Source organism: Radiobacillus kanasensis (assembly GCF_021049245.1).
GTDB classification, from domain to species: Bacteria; Bacillota; Bacilli; order Bacillales; family Amphibacillaceae; genus Radiobacillus; species Radiobacillus kanasensis.
In genome coordinates this window covers 3,213,695-3,233,146 of sequence record NZ_CP088020.1, presented here as the reverse complement: position 1 = coordinate 3,233,146, position 19,452 = coordinate 3,213,695, and the positions used below count along the sequence as shown (strand labels likewise).

The window sequence follows — 19,452 nt, the reverse complement described above, 5'->3', positions numbered from 1 at the left end:
TTGAATAATTCAAGTTTGACATTTGAAAGAGGGAATTGCAATTTGTGCAACTTTTAAATGTAGAAAATTTTAACCATAGAAACTTGTTGGATTGTTAAAAGCTACCTTAGTTATATGTGAAAAGATCTAGATTTACAGGAAACAGTTGATTCAAGTGGTAAAGCAAAAGAGATAACAGAATGACGCTTTAGTAAAAACAGTCTCCACTGACCAAGGTAAACGGAAGGAAAGTCGAATTGCTTATGTTGCAATACTAAATATGATTTGTGAACTTAAATGGAAATCTATAATTTGAAGGAGCATGCTAGAGTGAATTGAGTGTGCTGAATCAGTAATATTAGAAAGTGAAATATAGGGATAAACGAGTTTGAAACTCATTATTTCCCGCTATAAATTCCCCTTTTTGTAGTACTTATATTATCAAAAGGGATTTATTATTATGAAGAAGGAATTTGTAATTAGTTGCCGAATTATCTTTGTGAAGGGGGATAATATGTCAAATAATTTGAAAAAATATTTGTCTTACTTTTTTTCTTTCCTTGTCACCGTTATATTACTTTTTTCATTAGGATCTATCTTTAAAACGATCATAAAGAGTGTTATTAGCTGGGATATATCCTTGCTTGAGGCAGTTTTATATTTAGGAGCATGTTATGGTGTAGCTGCGTCTACTGTAGTGTATGCGAGGTACCTAAGATCTAACTCATATCAAATTCCTTTTGCTGGCATTAACCTACCTAACTGGTTCTATGATGAGGACTTTAGGGATGGGGGAATAGTAACCAACAAAAAGCTTATAAAAGATTATAAAGAATTGAAAGAACGTAATGAAGAATTAGAACTTTTGATAGAAGGGATAATGGAGGAGTTAGATAGAAAAACGGAAGACCTAAATTTTGAGTCTTATATTTCGGATATTTATATACGGCATCATAAGAATTCAAGCAGGCTTGTAAGATCACTTCTACAATTAATTAATGAAGGAAAGTCTAACTGGAAATGGGAGTTTTATAATAACGTGCTGGATGAGTGTAACACTGTTCTATTAAAAGATCATGCAGATAAGTCTTCATCCATATACTTTATTAATCAAGATAACGAATTAGAAATGTATGTGTACAATAGGATTGAGTTTTCATCATCGAGAAAGCGCCGATTCAAGAAAAATGAGGGTTTCGCGGGCCATGTTTGGTCATATGGCAAAACCTTATTAATAAACGACATTACAGAAAGTGAATTTTTCACTGAAGGGTTTGCTCCTAAGCACGGATATGAATCCATATTGGGGGTACCTATAAAGATAGGTGAGGAAATAGTTGGTGTTCTAAATATTCAAAGTGAAAATAAAGATGGATTTAATCACGAGGATGAGCGTTCTGTGAAATTTTATGCAGATATGTGCGCACTAGCATATTATTATGATAAAATTAAGTTAGATAGTGAAGGAAGGGGAATAAATCATGAAAAATTCTAATAATGGTATGAGTCTTTTAGAAAAAAGAGAATTATCCCTTCGTGAATCGCATGAACGTACAAGAAAACTCTATAAGCAAGCTGAAAAGCTTGGCCTACTAGAAGTGTACACAGATTTTAAAGGAAACATGAAAACAAAAAAAGATAAAAATTGAGACAAGTGTAGATAGTTTGAAAGTAACGACAGATGGGTAAAGCCATCTGTTTTTTAATGTCTATGAGATGGTTTACTGGATTGTTCAGTAAGGAAACTATAATCACTTGACACTATCCCTCTATATGCGACAATAACGGTAATAATACTCAGTAAAAGAGGGATTTCGATATGGGAAATGTAGGACGGAATGATCCATGCCCATGTGGCAGTGGGAAAAAATATAAAAAATGCTGTATGAGCAACGTAGTTTCTTTAGATCAAGTTGTTGGAAGCGAATTAGATAGAATGCAATTTGAGCTTGTTAACTATGGTGAGATAAATCATGAGTTTGAAGTTTCCAAAATAATAGACAAGCATCTGGATTCCATTCCTTTGAGTGAAGATGATGAAAGTCTTACTGCTACACTTATACTTATGTGGATAACCTTTAAAGTCCCGCTTAAATCTGGTCACACTATTATGGAGGAATTCATTCAAGAGAAACAGAAGGAAAAATCAGTCCGCCCTTCTGTCCTAAAACAACTAGAGACATGGCTTGATACTAGCTCCAGTTTTTCCATTATTACAAATTTTATAGATGATGAATGGTTGGAGGTAGAAGACCTTTTTACAGCAGAAAAGATAAAGGTGCAAATTAAAAGGAAAGAATTTCAGTTAGAGGTTGGTGGGCTATTATTTGGCCACCTGCTTCCTTATGGCAGTTACTATTCCTATTGGGCATTTCCTCTAGATTTTCCGGCTAAAGAATCTAAAGAATTGCAAACCATTATAAAGAGTGAGCTTGAAAACAGTGAAATTACCGATGAGAAGCAATTCATGGATAAAAATTATCCTGATTACGTGAAGTCGTTCATCACAGGAGAAAACTTTTTTCCATATACAGAAATGGAAATAGAATGGGACGATCCTATATATGAAATGGTAGCGGACCTTTACGAAGAACAAGTGGAGGAACTTATAGATGATCCGGATGATCTCATTGAGTCTGCTAAACTTCTATGGAATGCTTATTGTCATAAAGCTCACCCGACAATCCGTAAACCAGAAGTCTTTGCAGCAGCGTTACATTATTTTATGGATGTGAATCTGCCTTCGTTCACCTATTTCACGCAAAAGGATGTAGCAGAAATGTATGGTGTAAGTGTTACCTCCGTTTCAAGGGCATATCGTCAATTGGAAGATGGTTTAAAGGAAGAATTAGAGATGATGGAAGGCTTCTTGGACGAAATGTTGGATATGGATGATGAAGACTTTCTCGATGAAATGTTTTTAGAAGATATGGATGAAGATGATGAGTTTGAGGAAGGTCCCTTCAATCGGATGGTGCTGGAAAAGACCATGCGTGAGGCTACAGAAGCGATCCAAGGACAGGATTTCGATTCGATAGATGAACTTAATAATTATGTGAACAATCTCATAAACCTGCCAAATCCTAGAGGAAATCGGGAGTTAACAGATCGAGACAAGGCAATGGATCTCGTTTATGAAGCTTTCGAGACAAATGGACCAAAACAAAAGAAACTAGCAAAAGAGGCATTGAAATTGGACTCGAACAACGCAGATGCTTATAACCTGCTAGGAGATGCGGAAACGAGCCCGTTTAAAGCTCTGGACTGGTACAAACAAGGTATGGAAGCAGGGGAAAGAGAGTTAGGTAAGGACTTTCTCGAAGACAAAGATAATCAAGGTATGTTCTGGGTTATTTTGGAAACAAGACCATACATGAGGGCGAAATATAATTATGCCCTGACACTAGCTGAGTTAGCTAAAACGGACGAGGCTGTTAAGCATTTTGAAGAACTACTAATACTCAACGAGAACGATAACCAAGGTGTCCGATACGTTCTCTTTATCATGTATGTCCAAAAAAGAGACTACCAAAAAGCAAAGAACTTACTAGATAGATTCCAGGAAGACTATACTGCGGATGGCGCGTACAATCTTGTTTTAATTGAGTACTTGATGAATGGTCTTTCTCCTAAATTGAACAAGCTCTTAGACAAAGCGAAAGAAGTAAATCCAAATGTCATCGATTATTTAGTTGGGAAAAAAAGACTTCCCCAAACAGTCCCAATGTCTTATCAACCTGGTGATTCGAAAGAAGCCGCATTCTATGCTCACCAGTCTCTTAACTTGTGGAAGCGGGAGAGAGAGCTTGTTGAATGGTTGAAAAGTTGACCAATAATTTTTAAATATATTAATAGCTGAATCATTTAGCCGACTCGTCCTAATTGTTAGAGACTAAGAGTCGGCTTTTTGCTATCCCTTCCTATATCATTGCAATCCTTTACAAAACTTATAGAGGATGTTCAAAAAGTCCGGTAAAGGAAACTTGGTGAAACCAAGCCGAATGGCGCAGGTTAAGACTTAGTTGAACTTTACTATCATCCAAAAAACTATATTTATGATAGTGTAAAAATCGCTTTGAACTTCTGCGTTGGCTTGCTTCTCAAAAACCGGTGCACTTGTGTCTTCTAGCACTTTCAAGGAAGTGAAATTCCTCGGTGCAAGGCAGCAAAGAGGTTTATTCGCAGAAGTGGCCTTCCTCATGTATCTATAAGGAATAGTGGATCTTCTGCTAAAGTCGTGCACGTCCTGTGCACAACGCAGAAGTCAGCACATCCTGTGCAAGTCCGGTCCTTGAAAAAAAAAAAGCACTTTTTCTGCGTGCGGTGATTATGCTTCCGAAGCAACGAGCTTGTACTCGTAGCTGCGCCGCCTTGAATATTAAAGAAGACTTGGCGATTGACGAACGGAGTGAGGAAGAGCCTTAGTCGCACTTATACTTACATCCAAGGATGTTTATTAAGAGTAAGTACTTTGCGCTTTTTATCCTCCTTTTTGAACACAGACTTAAAGTAAAATAATCTTCTTAATCAAATCTAGGAATCAGAGATTTGACATAGTGGTTATTTTTTTATAGAGCGCTGGTGATATAATGAGGATGACTTATCGTATAAATAGAATAAAAGATCATCGATAAAAATCTTGTGACAGTGGGGGGAGTAATATGGGTCAATTGTGCAAGGTATTAATTGTAGATGATGAAATGTTGATAAGGCAGGGGATTATGAACTATATCGATTGGGAATCAGAAGGTTTCCAAATCATTGGGGAGTCTTCAAACGGCGAAGAGGCTTTAATGTTAATCGAAAAACACCATCCTCACATTGTGATAACAGACATTGTCATGCCAGTTATGAACGGGAAAGAGTTAGTCAAGGTGATTAAAAGAGACTATCCCAATGTAGAGGTAATCGTTTTAAGCAGCTTTGAAAACTTTGAATATGTTCACTCTGCATTTCAGGATGGAGTGGTTGATTACATATTAAAGCCAAAGCTCACAGGTGAGGAATTATTACAATCCTTGCATAAAGCTGTTCGAAAAATACCTGATGTGGATTTCTGCAAAAAGAGCTATAAAGTTGTACCGTCAACCTCTGAAACGATAAGGAAAGTAGTGAAGGGCTATGAATCTAGTGAGGCTATAACAGACACTATGTTCTCTTTCTCGAATTTTTGCTTTTTAATGATGTATTCCTCGGACCATGAGTTGCCGTCTAGAAATAAAGTTATTTCTTTTCTGAACAAACATGTTCCATCCTATCAACTGGAAGAGATTATTCGTGAAGAAGGGGAACTCAGCTATTTACTAAACGTAGATTCTTCAGATCTGGAATCCATAAGAGATTACGTCCACCAGCTTTCTATAAAATTTTTAGAAAATAGAGAGCACGTTCAACTATTCTTACACCAACCTTTTTCCTCATTTAAATATATAAACGAAGAGTATGAAAAGGCTAAAGGCAACTTACAGCAGTACTCTTTTTATCTACCAGATCAGCCCTTGTTCTTATACGATGAGCTACCACAAGATAATAACCAGACTTTGGAGTTGGATCGAAATAAATTGATGGAGTTGTATAAACACCACCAATTTGAGGAAGCAACCTTTTATTTGTTAGATTATGTAGACCATTTATCTCAAAAGTATCAGTTACGTGTACATGATTTTAAGTCTATTTTAGGGAACCAAATGTTTAATATCATTGTTACCTTGGGAAGTATGAGTTTTAATACGGAGGCTTTAGAAAGAGATAAGTATAGCTTATTTGCTACATTGAATGATGCACGGAATATAAAAGAAGCTTTACCTCCGTTCTATCAGTTTTTGGAATACACACAAGATATTGTTTTACCGAAAAACCAGAAAAAAGAACATTCTAATATGGTCAAATTATTGGAATATGTCGGAAAACATTACTCCGAACCTCTTGGCCTAACGGAATTAGCGGAACATTTTCACTTTAATCCATCCTATTTATCCGCCTATTTCAGTACCCACCACGAGGAAGGATTTAATGAATATCTGAACAAAGTCAGGATTAAAAAAGCGTGCGAGCTCTTGGAAAATAGTGATAAGACAATTTCTACTATTAGTCAAGAAGTTGGATATTCTGATCATAGTTATTTTAGCAAAGTGTTCAAGAAAATAAAGGGTGTCTCTCCAAGTCACTTCCGACGGGATATTTCATCATGAAAAGGGTATGGAGAAAAGTTATAAGTACGATTCGTCATAATAATTTATTTTTTAAGATGTTTCTCGTAATGGTCTTAAGTATTATCAGTGTCTCTGTGCTCATTGCTTTTAGCACAATAAGGATGTCTAGTAATCTATTTATGGAAACATTTAGTATTACCAATAATAAAGTACTAGATCAAATTAAAACAAGATTTGAGGATTTTAGTTACTCTATTGTAAACGCTTCCATAGAAGTTCAGAACAACGGAACCATTAAGCGAGTTCTCTCGGCGGAAAAAATGAGTTCCGTTCAAACGGCTACTTCTAACTATGAGGTTATCCATCAATTAGAAAGGATATATTTGAATATTGAGCCATATGAAGCAAACATGGTTGTATGGGGGGAGCATCAGCATTTATTCAATATGAATTATAGTTCCTGGCCAACCTCATGGGAAAGACTGCAGGGTCTCGATATAACCGATAACGCTCACCATCACCCAGATGAGATTCTCTATCAGTTCCTTCCGTCAGAAAAGTCAGGCAAAGAATCCTTAATTGTTGCATCTAAGGCACTTAAGGAACGAATGAGCAATCATATTTATGGTGTTCTCCACATTTCCATAAAAGAAAAGGATTTAAAAAAGTTTTATGATGGATATACGAGTGAGGAAAACCAAGTTTTTCTATTAGATAGTAGTGGAAGAATTGTTTCAAGTAGTAGGGAAAGCATGATAGGGGAGAAGTCGAAAAAACTAAAAGAAAGGTCCATAGAATCTAGTGAACAGAATATAAATTATCAGGAGATTCGATTATTTGGAGAGAACCAGATTTTATTAGCTGATTATTTACCTACTTTCGACATGTATTTGGTAAATATTATTAGTAAGGATTCGGTCATGGACCAATTAATTAACATAAAGGAACTCATCCTGATAAGTGTAGGAATTGTAGTGATTGCCGTATTCGTTGTGTTTATTATGTCGAGAAGGATGACGAAATCTTTAACCCATATAGTCAACCAGATCTCGAATATGGCAAAATATGATTTCAATAAGCAGGTTTCGGAAAGTGGAGGATATGAAGCGAAGAAAATTGCCAATGCCTTTAATTATATGCTTAATGAACTGCATGAATATGTAGAAATCATAGTTAAAACAGAGAAAAAACAAAGAAAAGCAGAGTTAGAAGCATTACAGCACCAAATCAATCCACACTTTTTATACAATACCCTTACCTCTGTAAAGTTCATGGTTCATCAAGGACAAAAAGAAAAAGCAACGGAAACCATTCACTCTCTTATCTCTTTACTCCAAAGCGCGCTAAGAGATGTGAACGAGACTATTTCGGTTGAACAAGAAGTTGTAAATTTAAAAAACTATGTACAAATCAATCAAGCAAGATATGGAGACGGAATCAAAGTGAGTTACTTTGTTTCTCCTACTTGTCTTTCGTATCATATACCGAAACTTGTTATTCAACCATTTATTGAGAACGCTTTTTTTCATGCATTCACGTTAAAGAAGAATGGATATATTCAAGTATTCATTTCGGAACAAGAAAATAAACTTATCTGCGAAGTGGTCGACAACGGAGATGGAATGAACGTCGAGGAGGTTAAGGATTTTAAATCGAAACGGAAAGCGGATAAGCAATTATTTAGCGGTATTGGCGTCTCCAATGTTCATGAACGAATTCAGCTGTTATACGGAAAGAACTACGGTGTTGATATGATGAGTGAACGAGGCGAAGGGACTAGGGTTCAAATTAAGCTGCCTAATTTAAAGGGCTAAAGAAAGGATCATCTAAAAAAAGTGCCAATTTATAAAGAATATACAAATTGTAGTTGGAAATAGAATTCCACCTAAAATATTTCCAACTCATCTTCTAAAGATCGTTCTAACGGTCTTATTTTTTTAGGTGATATGATGGGGATATATTAGTAAGCGCTTACAATAAAAAGGGGGATTTTTAAAGAAATGAAAAAAATTTGCTATTCATTGGTACTTATTTTTTGTCTACTAGCTTTAGTTGCATGTTCTTCCGATGGGGAAGAAACAAGTTCTAGTGGTGAGTCTGGAGGAAAAGACGGGGCAACAACCGTATGGGCTTGGGATCCAAAGTTTAATATTGCTGCCTTGGAAATGGCGGAGGAATACTATGATGGGGAAGAAAAGGTTGAATTAGAAATCATTGAAAATGCTCAGGAAGATATCATTCAGAAGCTGAATACAGGTCTGAGCTCTGGAACGATGAAAGGAATGCCGAACATTGTATTAATTGAGGACTACCGTGCTCAAAGTTTCTTGCAATCCTATCCAGACGCCTTTTTCGATATTTCCGAATATATCAATCCAGATGATTTTGCCCCATATAAAATTGCAACGACAAGCTTAGATGGGAAACAATACGGTTTACCTTTTGATTCTGGAGTTACCGGTCTTTATGTTCGAACAGACTACCTAGAGGAAGCAGGATATACAGTGGAGGATTTGACGAACATTACTTGGCAAGAATACATCGAAATTGGAAAAGAAGTAAAAGCGAAAACAGGTAAGGACATGTTAACCCTAGACCCGAACAACCTTGGTGAACTACGCATTATGATTCAAACAGCTGGTGCCTGGTATGTAGAAGAGGACGGAACTACTCCGTATATCGCTGAAAATGAAGCGTTAAAAAAGGCTTTTAAGATTTATAAAGAAATGATGGATGCCAATATTGTGAAGATTAATTCGGATTGGAGTCAGTTTGTTGCTGCATTTAATAGCGGGGATGTTGCCACTGTTCCAACTGGTAACTGGATTACTCCTAGTGTTAAGGCAGAGGCATCCCAGTCAGGGAAATGGGCCGTTGTTCCAACACCGAAATTATCGGTTGAGGATTCTGTTAATGCCTCCAACTTAGGTGGTAGTTCGTTTTATGTGCTGAATATAGATGGGAAAGAAAAGGCTGCGAAGTTTTTAGCAAATACTTTTGGATCGAACACAGAATTTTATCAGGAATTGGTTACAGAGATTGGAGCTATTGGTACTTACCTTCCTGCAGCGGGAGGGGAAGCTTATAACCAACCGGATGAGTTCTTTGGAGGTCAGAAAATAATCGCTGATTTCTCTGAATGGACAGATAGCATTAAAGGTGTGAATTACGGGATGCATACGTATGCCATCGATGACATCCTATCTGTGGAAATGCAAAATTATCTAGATGGTAAGGATTTAGAAACAGTCCTTAAAGATGCACAGGCTCAAGCAGAAGCTCAAATAAAATAAGGAAGCAATTTACTAGGGGTATCCCGCGGAACTCCGGGATACCTTAAAACTTTTGTTCACTAGAAAGAGGGGAGAAGCAAGTGAGTCATCTGTTAAGGAAAAATAACATTGGATGGTTTTTTATCATCATTTCTGTAGTTGCTATCGGTTTATTTTACTTTTATCCAATGGTTCAAGCACTTCTTCTATCCTTTCAATCGGGAATGGGTGCTAACCTCCAATTTGTTGGGCTTGAAAATTATGTGCGGTTACTCAACGATCCAACATTTATAGCTGCATTAAGTAACACGGTTATTTATTTACTTGTTCAAGTTCCACTTATGATTGTTTTAGCTTTACTTTTTTCTGTATTACTTAACGATGCAACGTTGAAATTTAAAGGTTTTTTTCGTACAGCTATTTTTTTACCGTGTGTAACATCTCTTGTTGCGTACTCGGTTATCTTTAAATATTTATTTGGAGTAGATGGGTTAGTTAATTACTTCCTAGTAAAGTTTGGGCTTTTGTCTGAAGCGATCAATTGGCTAGCAGATCCGTTATGGGCGAAAGTGATTATCATTATGGCAATCACTTGGAGATGGACAGGATACAATATGATTTTTTATCTTTCTGCCTTACAAAACGTGGATAGGTCTATATATGAGGCAGCAAAGATTGATGGAGCTTCTAGCTTCCAACAATTCTTCATGATTACGGTGCCATTGCTAAAGCCCATTATTTTATTTACCTCCATTACATCAACGATTGGTACTCTACAAATCTTTGATGAGGTTATGAATATTACAAATGGTGGTCCGGGGAATGCAACGCTTTCTATTTCTCAATATATTTATTTTCTTTCCTTCAAATATACACCTGACTTTGGATACGCAGCTACTGTGTCCTACGTCATTGTTGTGTTAATTGTAATCCTATCTATTATCCAATTTAGAGTGGCAGGTGATCGAAAATGAGGAAGGCAAAACGAATAGTTACTTATTTATTTCTGTCCATTGCTTCTCTATTTTCTCTCTTCCCTTTCTTATGGATGCTTGTAAGTATGACGAATAAATCTGTAGACGTGACAAAAGGAAGGTTATTACCAGGAACTCACTTCTTTGAAAATTTGAAGCAATTATTTTTGACCGTTGACATGGTGCCGGCTTTTATTAATTCCACAATCATCGCAGTTATCACAACTTTTCTAACACTGTTCATTGCGTCATTAGCTGGTTATGGCTTTGAAATGTATCGGAGTCGAGGGAAAGACATGGTCTTTAATATTTTGCTGCTTTCGTTGATGATTCCTTTTGCATCAATCATGATCCCGCTTTATCGCTTATTTGGGGATATAACACCGATTTTTCCTTCTATCGGGATAGACACGTTGGCTGCCGCAATACTTCCAACCGTAACAACTGCTTTTTTCATCTTTTTCTTTCGACAGAATACAAAGATGTTTCCGAAGGAGCTGATTGAAGCAGGAAGAATGGATGGATTAAGTGAGTTTGGCATCTTTTTTAGAATCTTTGTTCCAACAATGAAAACAACGTATGCTGCAGCAGCCATCATCGCCTTTATGAACAGCTGGAATAACTATCTTTGGCCACTTGTCATTTTACAATCGCCGGAGAATAAAACGATTCCATTGCTCATCTCTACTCTCGGTGCGGGCTATGCTCCAGACTACGGTGTCATCATGACAGCTATTGTCATTGCAACTTTACCAACTGCTATTGTGTTTTTCTTCATGCAAAAGCACTTTGTTGCTGGAATGATGGGTTCTGTGAAAGGTTGAGATTTTTAATGTGAGGAGAGAGCTATGCCTACTTATTTTAACAATGCCACACGGGAATTTCATCTTCAAACAAAGGAAGCAAGCTATATCCTTCATGTCTTGCCAAACGAACAGTTGGGGCATCTTTACTACGGAAAACGTATCACACATCGAAGTTCTTTTGAGCATCTTTTTTATGTAAGGCAGCAACCAAATACAGCGAATGTACTCGAAGATGTCCCTGCCTTTTCATTGGATATAGTGAAACAGGAGTATCCCTCCTATGGAACAACGGATTTCAGAGAGCCAGCTTTTCAAATTCAGCAAGAATCTGGTAGCAGAATTACAAATTTTATATATAAGAACCATCGTATTTACTCTGGGAAAGAACCATTAGCTGGTTTACCTGCGACTTATGTAGAAAGGGAAGAGGAAGCAACTACTTTAGAGATAACTTTGGTGGATGATGTCCTCAATATGGAACTGCTCCTTCAATATAGCGTGTTTGAAGAAGGAAATGCGATTACTAGATCGGTCTTGTATAAGAACAACGGACAAAAACCAGTAACCCTGAATCGTGCACTAAGTGCCAGTGTTGACTTTTTTGATTCGAACTATGAAATGGTTGAGCTAAACGGTTCATGGGCGAGGGAAAGACATATTCAGGTTCACAAGCTTATTCGTGGGATTCAACGAATTGGCAGTACTAGAGGGGCAAGTAGTGCCCAGCATAACCCCTTTATCGCCTTAAAACGAACAAATGCAGATGAAAACCAAGGGGAGGTGTTCGGATTTAGTCTAGTCTACAGTGGAAACTTCGTTGCACAAGTGGAGGTGGATCATTATGAGGTAGCGCGTCTCATGATCGGTATTCAACCATTCGATTTTCAGTGGCAGCTTGAACCGGGCGAAACTTTTCAGACACCTGAAGTGGTCATGGTTTATTCGGATAAAGGGTTGAACGGAATGAGTCAAACGTTTCACCAGCTGTATCGAAATCGACTAGTGAGAGGTTCGTGGCGTGATCGGGAGAGACCCGTATTGATAAACAACTGGGAAGCCACTTATTTTGACTTCAATGAAGATAAATTATTAGGAATGGCAAAGCAAGCCAAACAGCTTGGGGTGGAGTTGTTCGTTCTAGATGATGGTTGGTTTGGAAATCGGAATGATGATAGCTCCTCATTAGGAGACTGGTTTGTAAATAAGGAGAAGCTGCCAAGTGGACTGAAAGGATTGGCACAAAAGGTGACGGAGCTTGGACTTGATTTTGGCCTTTGGATGGAACCGGAAATGGTTTCAAAACAAAGTGAATTATACGAATCCCATCCAGAATGGGTCATCCATGTTAAGGATCGCAGCTTGTCACAGGGAAGGAATCAATATGTACTAGATTTTTCTAACCAAGAGGTTGTTGATTATCTTTACGAAACTATTGTGGGGATTTTGGAAGATGCCCCCATCTCCTACGTCAAGTGGGATATGAACAGATATATGACAGAAATTGGTTCGGCATCTTTACCAGCATTTAGACAAAGTGAGGTAGCCCATCGTTATATTCTTGGTGTCTATCAGCTGTATGATCGGTTGATTTCTAATTTTCCAGAAGTTCTTTTTGAATCCTGTGCTGGGGGTGGGTGTCGATTTGATCCTGGAATGCTTTACTATGCGCCACAGGCTTGGACGAGTGACGATACAGATGCGGTGGAACGGCTGAAAATCCAGTATGGTACTTCCATGGTTTACCCTTTGAATTCAATGGGGGCCCATGTATCGGCTGTCCCTAATCACCAAGTTCAGCGGATAACGAGCTTGGAGATGAGGGCAAATGTTGCCTACTTCGGGATATTTGGTTATGAACTTGATATCATTCAAATGAAGGATGCTGAATTACAGCAACTGAAAGAACAAATAGGGCAATACAAAAAATGGAGAAGTCTGATTCATAACGGGGTGTTCTATCGACTCAAAAGTCCGTTTGAGGATAATCAAGTTGGTTGGATGGTTGTTTCTCCAGATCGAAACGAAGCAGTTCTTGCTTATTATCAAATTTTAGCAAAACCGAATGAAGGGTTTAAACGATTAGTATGCAAGGGGCTTGATCCGGATTTTAAGTATATGCTCGATGGTGGATCGGACCTGTTTTATGGGGATGAATTGATGAATGTGGGATTATGCCTAGATAAGTATGCATCAGACAAGTTGCAGGGGGATTTTTCTTCTGTAGTGTTTCATTTGAAAAAGGAGATGAGAATGAATGATAAATGATAAACTACCTAAAATTTGGCATGGTGGGGATTATAATCCAGAACAATGGGATTCAGAAATCTGGGATGAAGATATTAGAATGTTTAAGCTTTCCGGTATTGATGTTGCGACATTAAATGTTTTTTCATGGGCAAGGAATCAACCGGATGAGAACACTTATAACTTTGAATGGCTTGATGACACGATTGAACGACTTTATAAAAATGGAATTTATACTTGTTTAGCGACGAGTACGGCGGCGCATCCAGCCTGGATGGCAAAGCGGTATCCGGATGTTCTTAGAGTGGATGCATATGGACGAAAGAGGAAGTTTGGAAGTCGACACAATTCCTGTCCAAATAGTCCGACCTACAGACTGTATTCCGAACGAATTGCCGGAAAATTAGCAGAAAGGTACAAGGATCATCCTGCTGTTTTAATCTGGCATGTATCCAATGAATATGGGGGTTATTGCTACTGTGATCAATGTGAAAAGGCCTTTCGAGTATGGTTAAAAGACAAGTACACCACAATAGAAAAACTGAATAAAACATGGAACACAAGTTTCTGGGGGCATACCTTCTATGATTGGGATGAGATCGTTTTACCAAGTATGTTAAGTGAGGAAAGGGAAGGAAATGAATCGGACTTTCAAGGGATTTCCTTAGATTATAGACGTTTTATGTCTGATAGTTTACTAGATTGCTATAAGCTAGAATATCAAGCCATTCGGAAACAGGATGCGAAAAATCCTATTACTACGAACTTGATGGGGACATTTCCGATGCTTGATTACTTTAAATGGGCAAAAGAAATGGATGTTGTATCTTGGGATAACTACCCGGCAATAGATACCCCGGTAAGCTTTACAGCCATGACCCATGACTTGATGCGAGGTCTAAAAAGCGGTCTCCCATTTATGTTAATGGAGCAAACACCGAGCCAACAAAACTGGCAACCGTACAACTCTCTTAAACGACCGGGGGTCATGCGTCTCTGGAGTTATCAGGCAGTGGGTAGAGGTGCAGATACCATCCTTTATTTTCAACTGAGACGATCCATTGGAGCATGTGAAAAGTATCATGGGGCGGTAATTGAACATGTTGGCCATGAGAATACGAGGGTATTTAAGGAGGTGGCACAATTAGGAAAGGAGCTGGAAGGTTTATCTGGTAGTTTGTTAGATGCCAGAGTCCCTGCAAAAGTGGCCATCGTTTTTGACTGGGAAAATCGGTGGGCAATAGAATTATCCAGTGGTCCATCTGTAGCTCTAAATTACGTAGAAGAGGTTCACAAATATTATAAAGCCTTTTATGATGCGAATATTCAGGTCGACATGGTCGGCGTTGAAGAAGACTTGAGTAAGTATGATCTTGTAGTCGCCCCTGTTCTTTATATGATAAAAGATGGTTTCGATAAGAAGATTCAAGAGTTTGTCGAGAATGGCGGGACATTCCTGACTACATTCTTTAGTGGAATAGTAGATGAAAATGACCTAGTTACATTGGGAGGTTATCCAGGGAAATTAAGAGAAGTTCTTGGTATATGGTCCGAAGAAATAGACGCACTACATCCAAGTTCAACCAATGAAATCGTGATGAGAGAAAAGTGGAGTAATAAGAGTAGCTATTCCTGTAATCTATTATTTGATTTAATCCATACGGAAGGAGCAGACGTAGTAGCTGAATATGGATCTGATTTTTACAAAGGAATGCCGGCCGTAACCAGAAATGAGTTTGGTAAAGGAAAAGCATGGTATGTAGCATCTAGTCCGGATGAATCTTTTCTTAAGGAATTAATGGTTCAAATCTGTACGGAATCTGCTATTGAGTCACTTCTTGAAGTACCTGCAGGAGTGGAGACAACGGAAAGAGTGAAAGATGATACCCATTATTTATTTGTCCTCAATCATAACAGTGAAAAGGTACAAATTGATTTGAAGGATGGGGAGTATTTTGATTTGCTGGAAGGTAAATCATTACATGGAAAGGTTGAACTTGAAGAAAAAGGGGTGTTTATTTTAAGAAGGGAAAAATCTTAGAAAGGTTTTCAGTAAATGTAGATGGCCTGAGCCCCGGATCAGGTCATCTATGTTCTTTGGTTTGGAAGGTTTTTTTAGGTATTAGTCGGAATGTTAGTCATGCCGTTCTTCCTCTATTATAATCAACATGAAGAGAGGGAGATGCTACAAATGAACATCCTAATCACAGAATTCATCTGGCCAGAAGGAATCCAAATACTAGAATCTTTCGGGGAAGTAATCTATGACCCAGATTTGTGGAACAATTCTGAAGCGCTTAGCGAACTGCTCGAATCTGCAGATACGTTAATCATTCGCAATCAAACGAAAGTGGATGAGAGATTGCTAGACTCTGCTCCGAATCTGAAGGTAATCGGAAGACTGGGAGTTGGGCTAGATAATATGGATATTGATGCAGCTAAGCGAAGAAACATAGAAGTAATCTATGCGAAAAATGCAAATGCCAATTCAGTCGCAGAATATGTGTTTGCTGCCATGTTCGATGCCTCTCGAAAGCTGAATCAGGCTAACCAAGATGTCCAAGCAGGAAACTGGAATCGAAAGTTGTTTACAGGAAGTGAACTGGCTGGGAAAACACTTGGACTAATTGGACTAGGAGAGATTGCTAAAAGAGTGGCAATCCGCGCGAAAAGTTTTGGCATACGTGTTCTTGGATACTCTCCTTCTGCATCTACCTATGACTTTTCAACGGAACTCGGTGTTGAAATATGCAGTTTGGGGGAATTGCTCGCGCAGTCAGACTATATTTCGTTGCACATTCCTCTGACGGAAAAGACGAAGGGGTTCATCTCCATGGAGCAGCTTCGACAAATGAAACATTCCGCGTTTCTAATGAATACGTCCCGTGGTGGAACAGTAGATGAAAAAGCGTTAGTCGAAGCGGTTCAAACCCGGCAGATTGCGGGTGCATATTTGGATGTAATAGAGAATGAGCCTATTCGGGAGAATAATCCAATCCTATATCAACCGAATATTTTTATCACTCCACACGTAGCAGGCTTAACGGAGGAATCACAGCTGCGCACCTCTGTATTAGTAGCGGAAGAGGTAGCGAAAGTACTGCAGGGCAAAACATCTGTATGTAGAGTGCCCTAAGTCTCTTAAGAGCTCCCAAGCGCGGGAGCTCTCTTATTAGTTACACTATTTCGTTGTACTCGGGTAGCATATTTATAAATTTTAGAGTACGGCTATATTGATTGTTTATGATGTAATAGGATTCTTCCATATGGAGTTTGTAACCATCTTTGAAGAGAACGGTAGTGGAGGGGCGGGTACTATTTCCACTTTTTGTATCGGGTAAGATATTAAGGATATGATGATAAAAAATCCAGGTGCATTCATCTGATTTTGGGGATTTACTTGGAAAAGCGATGATCTTTCTGGTGATGTCCAATAGGATAGGAACTTTGCGACTAAATCCGGTTCGTTTCAAGATCGCATTTCTTCTTCCAGATAAAGTAGACCATCCTTGAATGCAAGCGTGTTCGATTAATTCGATAGGGGTTTTATTGATGTAGTACTTTTTTCCACCTGTTTCGATGACAAGTGTTCTGTACTCCATGTGTTTTTGGGGAATAAGTGCCTTGGTTTTTTCGTTAATTTCATAGTTCTCTAAAATAGGTATCATATCCAATTACTCCTTTTATATTAAATTGTATTGCAAACAAGGTTTTTGATCTTATTCGACATATGGAGTGAGTGGAATGTCTAGAAGGGGTTCTATTCATGCTGAGGATGAATAAGAGGATGTGTAATTTCAAGTTAAATCCCTTTTATGGATATTACTGTAAAATAATAGTTCTTCCATATCATACTATATAAAATCTCAAAAATCCAGTTAATATTGAGAAAAAATTGTATTTTTGTCATAAAGTAATGATTTTTCTATTGAAGTGCACGGCTGATAGGGATTCGTAAATCAATTCCTAATCACAGAAAAATGTAAGCAACTGCTACTTTTTCTGTGAATTTTTTCGCTATAGTATTAATGACCTGTGGCGAAAGTCCTTGTAATAACTATTCCAGAAGTAGAAAATTTGTGTACGATAACTAACTGATATGGTGGGTATTTTAGATAAGGGGATTTCCATAAAGGAGTCCTTTTTTGATTAATAATCTATCAGTAATTGTAATATTTGTTCATTTAAAATATAATATGTATAAAATTGCAACGGTTTGGTGGTGTGTTGTTAATGGAAAATATTAATGTTTTAGTTGTAGCACCATATCCAGGGCTCGTCGAATTGATCTATGGTATAGATAAAGAAGAGTTAAAAGGGTTTCAGATACATATAGAAAGAGGAGATCTGGAGGAAAGTTTAAATATCCTTAAGAAATATGAGAAGAAGAATATTGAATTTATTATTAGTCGAGGAGGAACTGCTGATTTATTAAGGAAGTTTAGTAGTGTCCCTGTAATTGATATTCAAGTGTCTGGTTATGATATTTTGCGAATTCTTACCCTTCTAAAAGGATATCAATCTCGTATCGAAATGATTGGATTTTCTAATGTCATTCAAAACTTCGAGTCTGTATCCAGTTTATTAGATATGGATATTTCCTACCGTGTTATTCATAAAAGTAATGAAGTTGAAAGTTCTTTAAAAGATGCGAAAGACAAAGGGGCCCAAATTATCGTTGGGGATACCATTACAGTTCGATTAGCTAATGAACATGGGTTGCAAGGTGTGTTAATAACTTCTGGGAAAGAGTCTGTTTTAGAAGCATTTCACAGTGTTAAACAAATGTACGCCATTGCTAAGACTGGAAATGAATCAACAGCTATGTTTAGAAGTGCGTTAAGTCAAATGAAAAATGGAGCTGTTATAACTAACAAGGAAGGAAATATTCAGTTCATAAATTCTACCTTCCAAAAAATATTAAAGTTGAATAATAGTCCAAATAATTTGTTCGAAAGTTTTCCTTTTTTTAAAAGAATAAAGGAGTTAAAAGAAAAAGGGTTACCGATTGTTTACCAAATTGAAGTTGAAAATGGATATCGATTTAACGTAGATTGTGGAATCATTCGGACCTTAGAGTCTTCAGCCAACCAATATTTATTTGAACTAACAGAGTCAACTAAATCGGAAAAACACTATGGACTTCAAATAGTGTATTCCAAAAATATTCTAGACGTCTATCCTCAAATGATCATGTCAGAAAGGGATCTTTCCGAGGCTATTGAGAAGGCAACTTACAGGATTGAAAGCAGTCGGCCGGTCACTATTCTAGGGGAGAAGGGTATAGGAAGAAGAATATTTGTATCTATGCTAGCTGATAAGATCGGGTCTGGTACAATTGTTGAAGTTGAGATTAATCATATGGACATGAAGACACTAGATGATTTGATAGATCTACTTATGAAGGAAAACACTGATACTTTTGTTTATTTTGTCGGAATTGAAAAGTTGACATTGGCCCAACAAAACCGATTAGTCCAGCATTTTGAGTTTATTCCACCAAAACTAGTATTCTCGTTTATATCAACTCCTGAGCTATTTTCACAGAATAACTTAAAATTAGATGTACATTTATTAAGCGACTTATTAGACCAAATTATTTATTTTACTCCTTTAAGGGAAAGAGAAGAGTTTGTAGAATACGTCCATATGTTTCTTGTTCAAAATAATCAAAAATATGGAAAACAAATTGTAGGTATTCGACCAAAAGCATTAGAATTATTAAAGTCTTTTAGTTGGAATGAGAATTTTATCGAATTATCAGGGGTTATGGAGGAAATTGTAAAAAACGCAAAAAGTGAATTCATTGAGGAAAATGATATAACAAAGCTTATTGGAATGGTGGCTCCAATGCAACCATTTTCTAATAACCTGGTTCCAATCAATATAAATCAACCTCTTGAAGACATTGAATATGATATTATTCAATATGTGTTAGAGAAATATCAATATAATAAGTCCAAAACAGCTGAGCATTTAGAAATTAATCGTGCAACTCTATGGCGAAAATTAAATAAGTAAAATA

13 protein-coding genes are annotated in these 19,452 nt (G+C 37.4%); 12 read left to right on the top strand and 1 reads right to left on the bottom strand.

The window, feature by feature from the left end:
- Positions 1-493: 493 nt before the first annotated feature.
- The 11 genes from KO561_RS16625 (at position 494) to KO561_RS16575 (ending at position 16,563) form a co-directional block, all read left to right on the top strand.
- Complete coding sequence (locus KO561_RS16625) at positions 494-1,474, top strand: GAF domain-containing protein (protein WP_231094398.1); 981 nt, start codon at positions 494-496, stop codon at positions 1,472-1,474.
- Positions 1,461-1,628 carry a hypothetical protein gene (locus KO561_RS16620; protein ID WP_231094396.1) on the top strand — a complete coding sequence of 56 codons (168 nt, stop codon included), beginning with the start codon at positions 1,461-1,463 and terminating at the stop codon, positions 1,626-1,628. Before KO561_RS16625 ends, KO561_RS16620 begins: the two co-directional genes overlap by 14 nt.
- Before the next feature lie 170 nt (positions 1,629-1,798).
- Positions 1,799-3,808: an SEC-C metal-binding domain-containing protein gene (locus KO561_RS16615; protein WP_231094395.1), complete on the top strand. Its 2,010-nt coding sequence runs from the start codon at positions 1,799-1,801 to the stop codon at positions 3,806-3,808.
- An 832-nt stretch (positions 3,809-4,640) separates the two neighbouring features.
- The gene (locus KO561_RS16610) at positions 4,641-6,170 is read left to right on the top strand and encodes a response regulator transcription factor (RefSeq protein ID WP_231094393.1); all 1,530 of its coding nucleotides are present in this window, start codon (positions 4,641-4,643) and stop codon (positions 6,168-6,170) included.
- Positions 6,167-7,945, top strand: coding sequence for a sensor histidine kinase (locus tag KO561_RS16605; RefSeq protein WP_231094391.1), 1,779 nt, complete (start codon positions 6,167-6,169; stop codon positions 7,943-7,945). The genes KO561_RS16610 and KO561_RS16605 overlap by 4 nt, the downstream gene beginning before the upstream one ends.
- Before the next feature lie 186 nt (positions 7,946-8,131).
- Entirely contained in the window at positions 8,132-9,424 is a 1,293-nt protein-coding gene (locus tag KO561_RS16600) for an ABC transporter substrate-binding protein (RefSeq protein WP_231094389.1), read from the top strand.
- An 80-nt stretch (positions 9,425-9,504) separates the two neighbouring features.
- On the top strand, positions 9,505-10,377 hold the full coding sequence (locus KO561_RS16595; protein ID WP_231094388.1) for a carbohydrate ABC transporter permease: 873 nt from the start codon (positions 9,505-9,507) through the stop codon (positions 10,375-10,377).
- Complete coding sequence (locus tag KO561_RS16590) at positions 10,374-11,201, top strand: carbohydrate ABC transporter permease (RefSeq protein ID WP_231094386.1); 828 nt, start codon at positions 10,374-10,376, stop codon at positions 11,199-11,201. The genes KO561_RS16595 and KO561_RS16590 overlap by 4 nt, the downstream gene beginning before the upstream one ends.
- Before the next feature lie 24 nt (positions 11,202-11,225).
- Positions 11,226-13,448 (top strand): alpha-galactosidase, encoded by a 2,223-nt coding sequence (locus KO561_RS16585; RefSeq protein ID WP_231094385.1) that lies wholly within the window; start codon positions 11,226-11,228, stop codon positions 13,446-13,448.
- A complete protein-coding gene (locus KO561_RS16580; RefSeq protein ID WP_231094383.1) occupies positions 13,438-15,468 on the top strand; it encodes a beta-galactosidase in 2,031 nt (676 codons plus the stop codon). Before KO561_RS16585 ends, KO561_RS16580 begins: the two co-directional genes overlap by 11 nt.
- Before the next feature lie 150 nt (positions 15,469-15,618).
- Positions 15,619-16,563, top strand: coding sequence for a hydroxyacid dehydrogenase (locus tag KO561_RS16575; protein WP_231094382.1), 945 nt, complete (start codon positions 15,619-15,621; stop codon positions 16,561-16,563).
- Positions 16,564-16,603: 40 nt separating this feature from the next.
- Here KO561_RS16575 and KO561_RS16570 read toward each other — a convergent pair whose 3' ends face one another.
- Positions 16,604-17,095, bottom strand: a complete 492-nt coding sequence (locus KO561_RS16570) for a competence protein ComK (protein WP_231094380.1) — start codon at positions 17,093-17,095, stop codon at positions 16,604-16,606.
- 565 nt (positions 17,096-17,660) lie between these two features.
- On the opposite strand from KO561_RS16570, the gene KO561_RS16565 reads away from it, so the two are divergent.
- On the top strand, positions 17,661-19,448 hold the full coding sequence (locus KO561_RS16565; protein ID WP_231094379.1) for a sigma-54-dependent transcriptional regulator: 1,788 nt from the start codon (positions 17,661-17,663) through the stop codon (positions 19,446-19,448).
- Positions 19,449-19,452: the final 4 nt, after the last annotated feature.

Excerpts from the sequence above, each read along its gene's own strand:
- KO561_RS16625 (WP_231094398.1), top strand. The coding sequence starts at position 494 with ATGTCAAATAATTTGAAAAAATATTTGTCTTACTTTTTTTCTTTCCTT.
- KO561_RS16620 (WP_231094396.1), top strand. The coding sequence starts at position 1,461 with ATGAAAAATTCTAATAATGGTATGAGTCTTTTAGAAAAAAGAGAATTA.
- KO561_RS16615 (WP_231094395.1), top strand. The coding sequence starts at position 1,799 with ATGGGAAATGTAGGACGGAATGATCCATGCCCATGTGGCAGTGGGAAA.
- KO561_RS16610 (WP_231094393.1), top strand. The coding sequence starts at position 4,641 with ATGGGTCAATTGTGCAAGGTATTAATTGTAGATGATGAAATGTTGATA.
- KO561_RS16605 (WP_231094391.1), top strand. The coding sequence starts at position 6,167 with ATGAAAAGGGTATGGAGAAAAGTTATAAGTACGATTCGTCATAATAAT.
- KO561_RS16600 (WP_231094389.1), top strand. The coding sequence starts at position 8,132 with ATGAAAAAAATTTGCTATTCATTGGTACTTATTTTTTGTCTACTAGCT.
- KO561_RS16590 (WP_231094386.1), top strand. The coding sequence starts at position 10,374 with ATGAGGAAGGCAAAACGAATAGTTACTTATTTATTTCTGTCCATTGCT.
- KO561_RS16585 (WP_231094385.1), top strand. The coding sequence starts at position 11,226 with ATGCCTACTTATTTTAACAATGCCACACGGGAATTTCATCTTCAAACA.
- KO561_RS16580 (WP_231094383.1), top strand. The coding sequence starts at position 13,438 with ATGATAAATGATAAACTACCTAAAATTTGGCATGGTGGGGATTATAAT.
- KO561_RS16575 (WP_231094382.1), top strand. The coding sequence starts at position 15,619 with ATGAACATCCTAATCACAGAATTCATCTGGCCAGAAGGAATCCAAATA.
- KO561_RS16570 (WP_231094380.1), bottom strand. The coding sequence starts at position 17,095 with ATGATACCTATTTTAGAGAACTATGAAATTAACGAAAAAACCAAGGCA.
- KO561_RS16565 (WP_231094379.1), top strand. The coding sequence starts at position 17,661 with ATGGAAAATATTAATGTTTTAGTTGTAGCACCATATCCAGGGCTCGTC.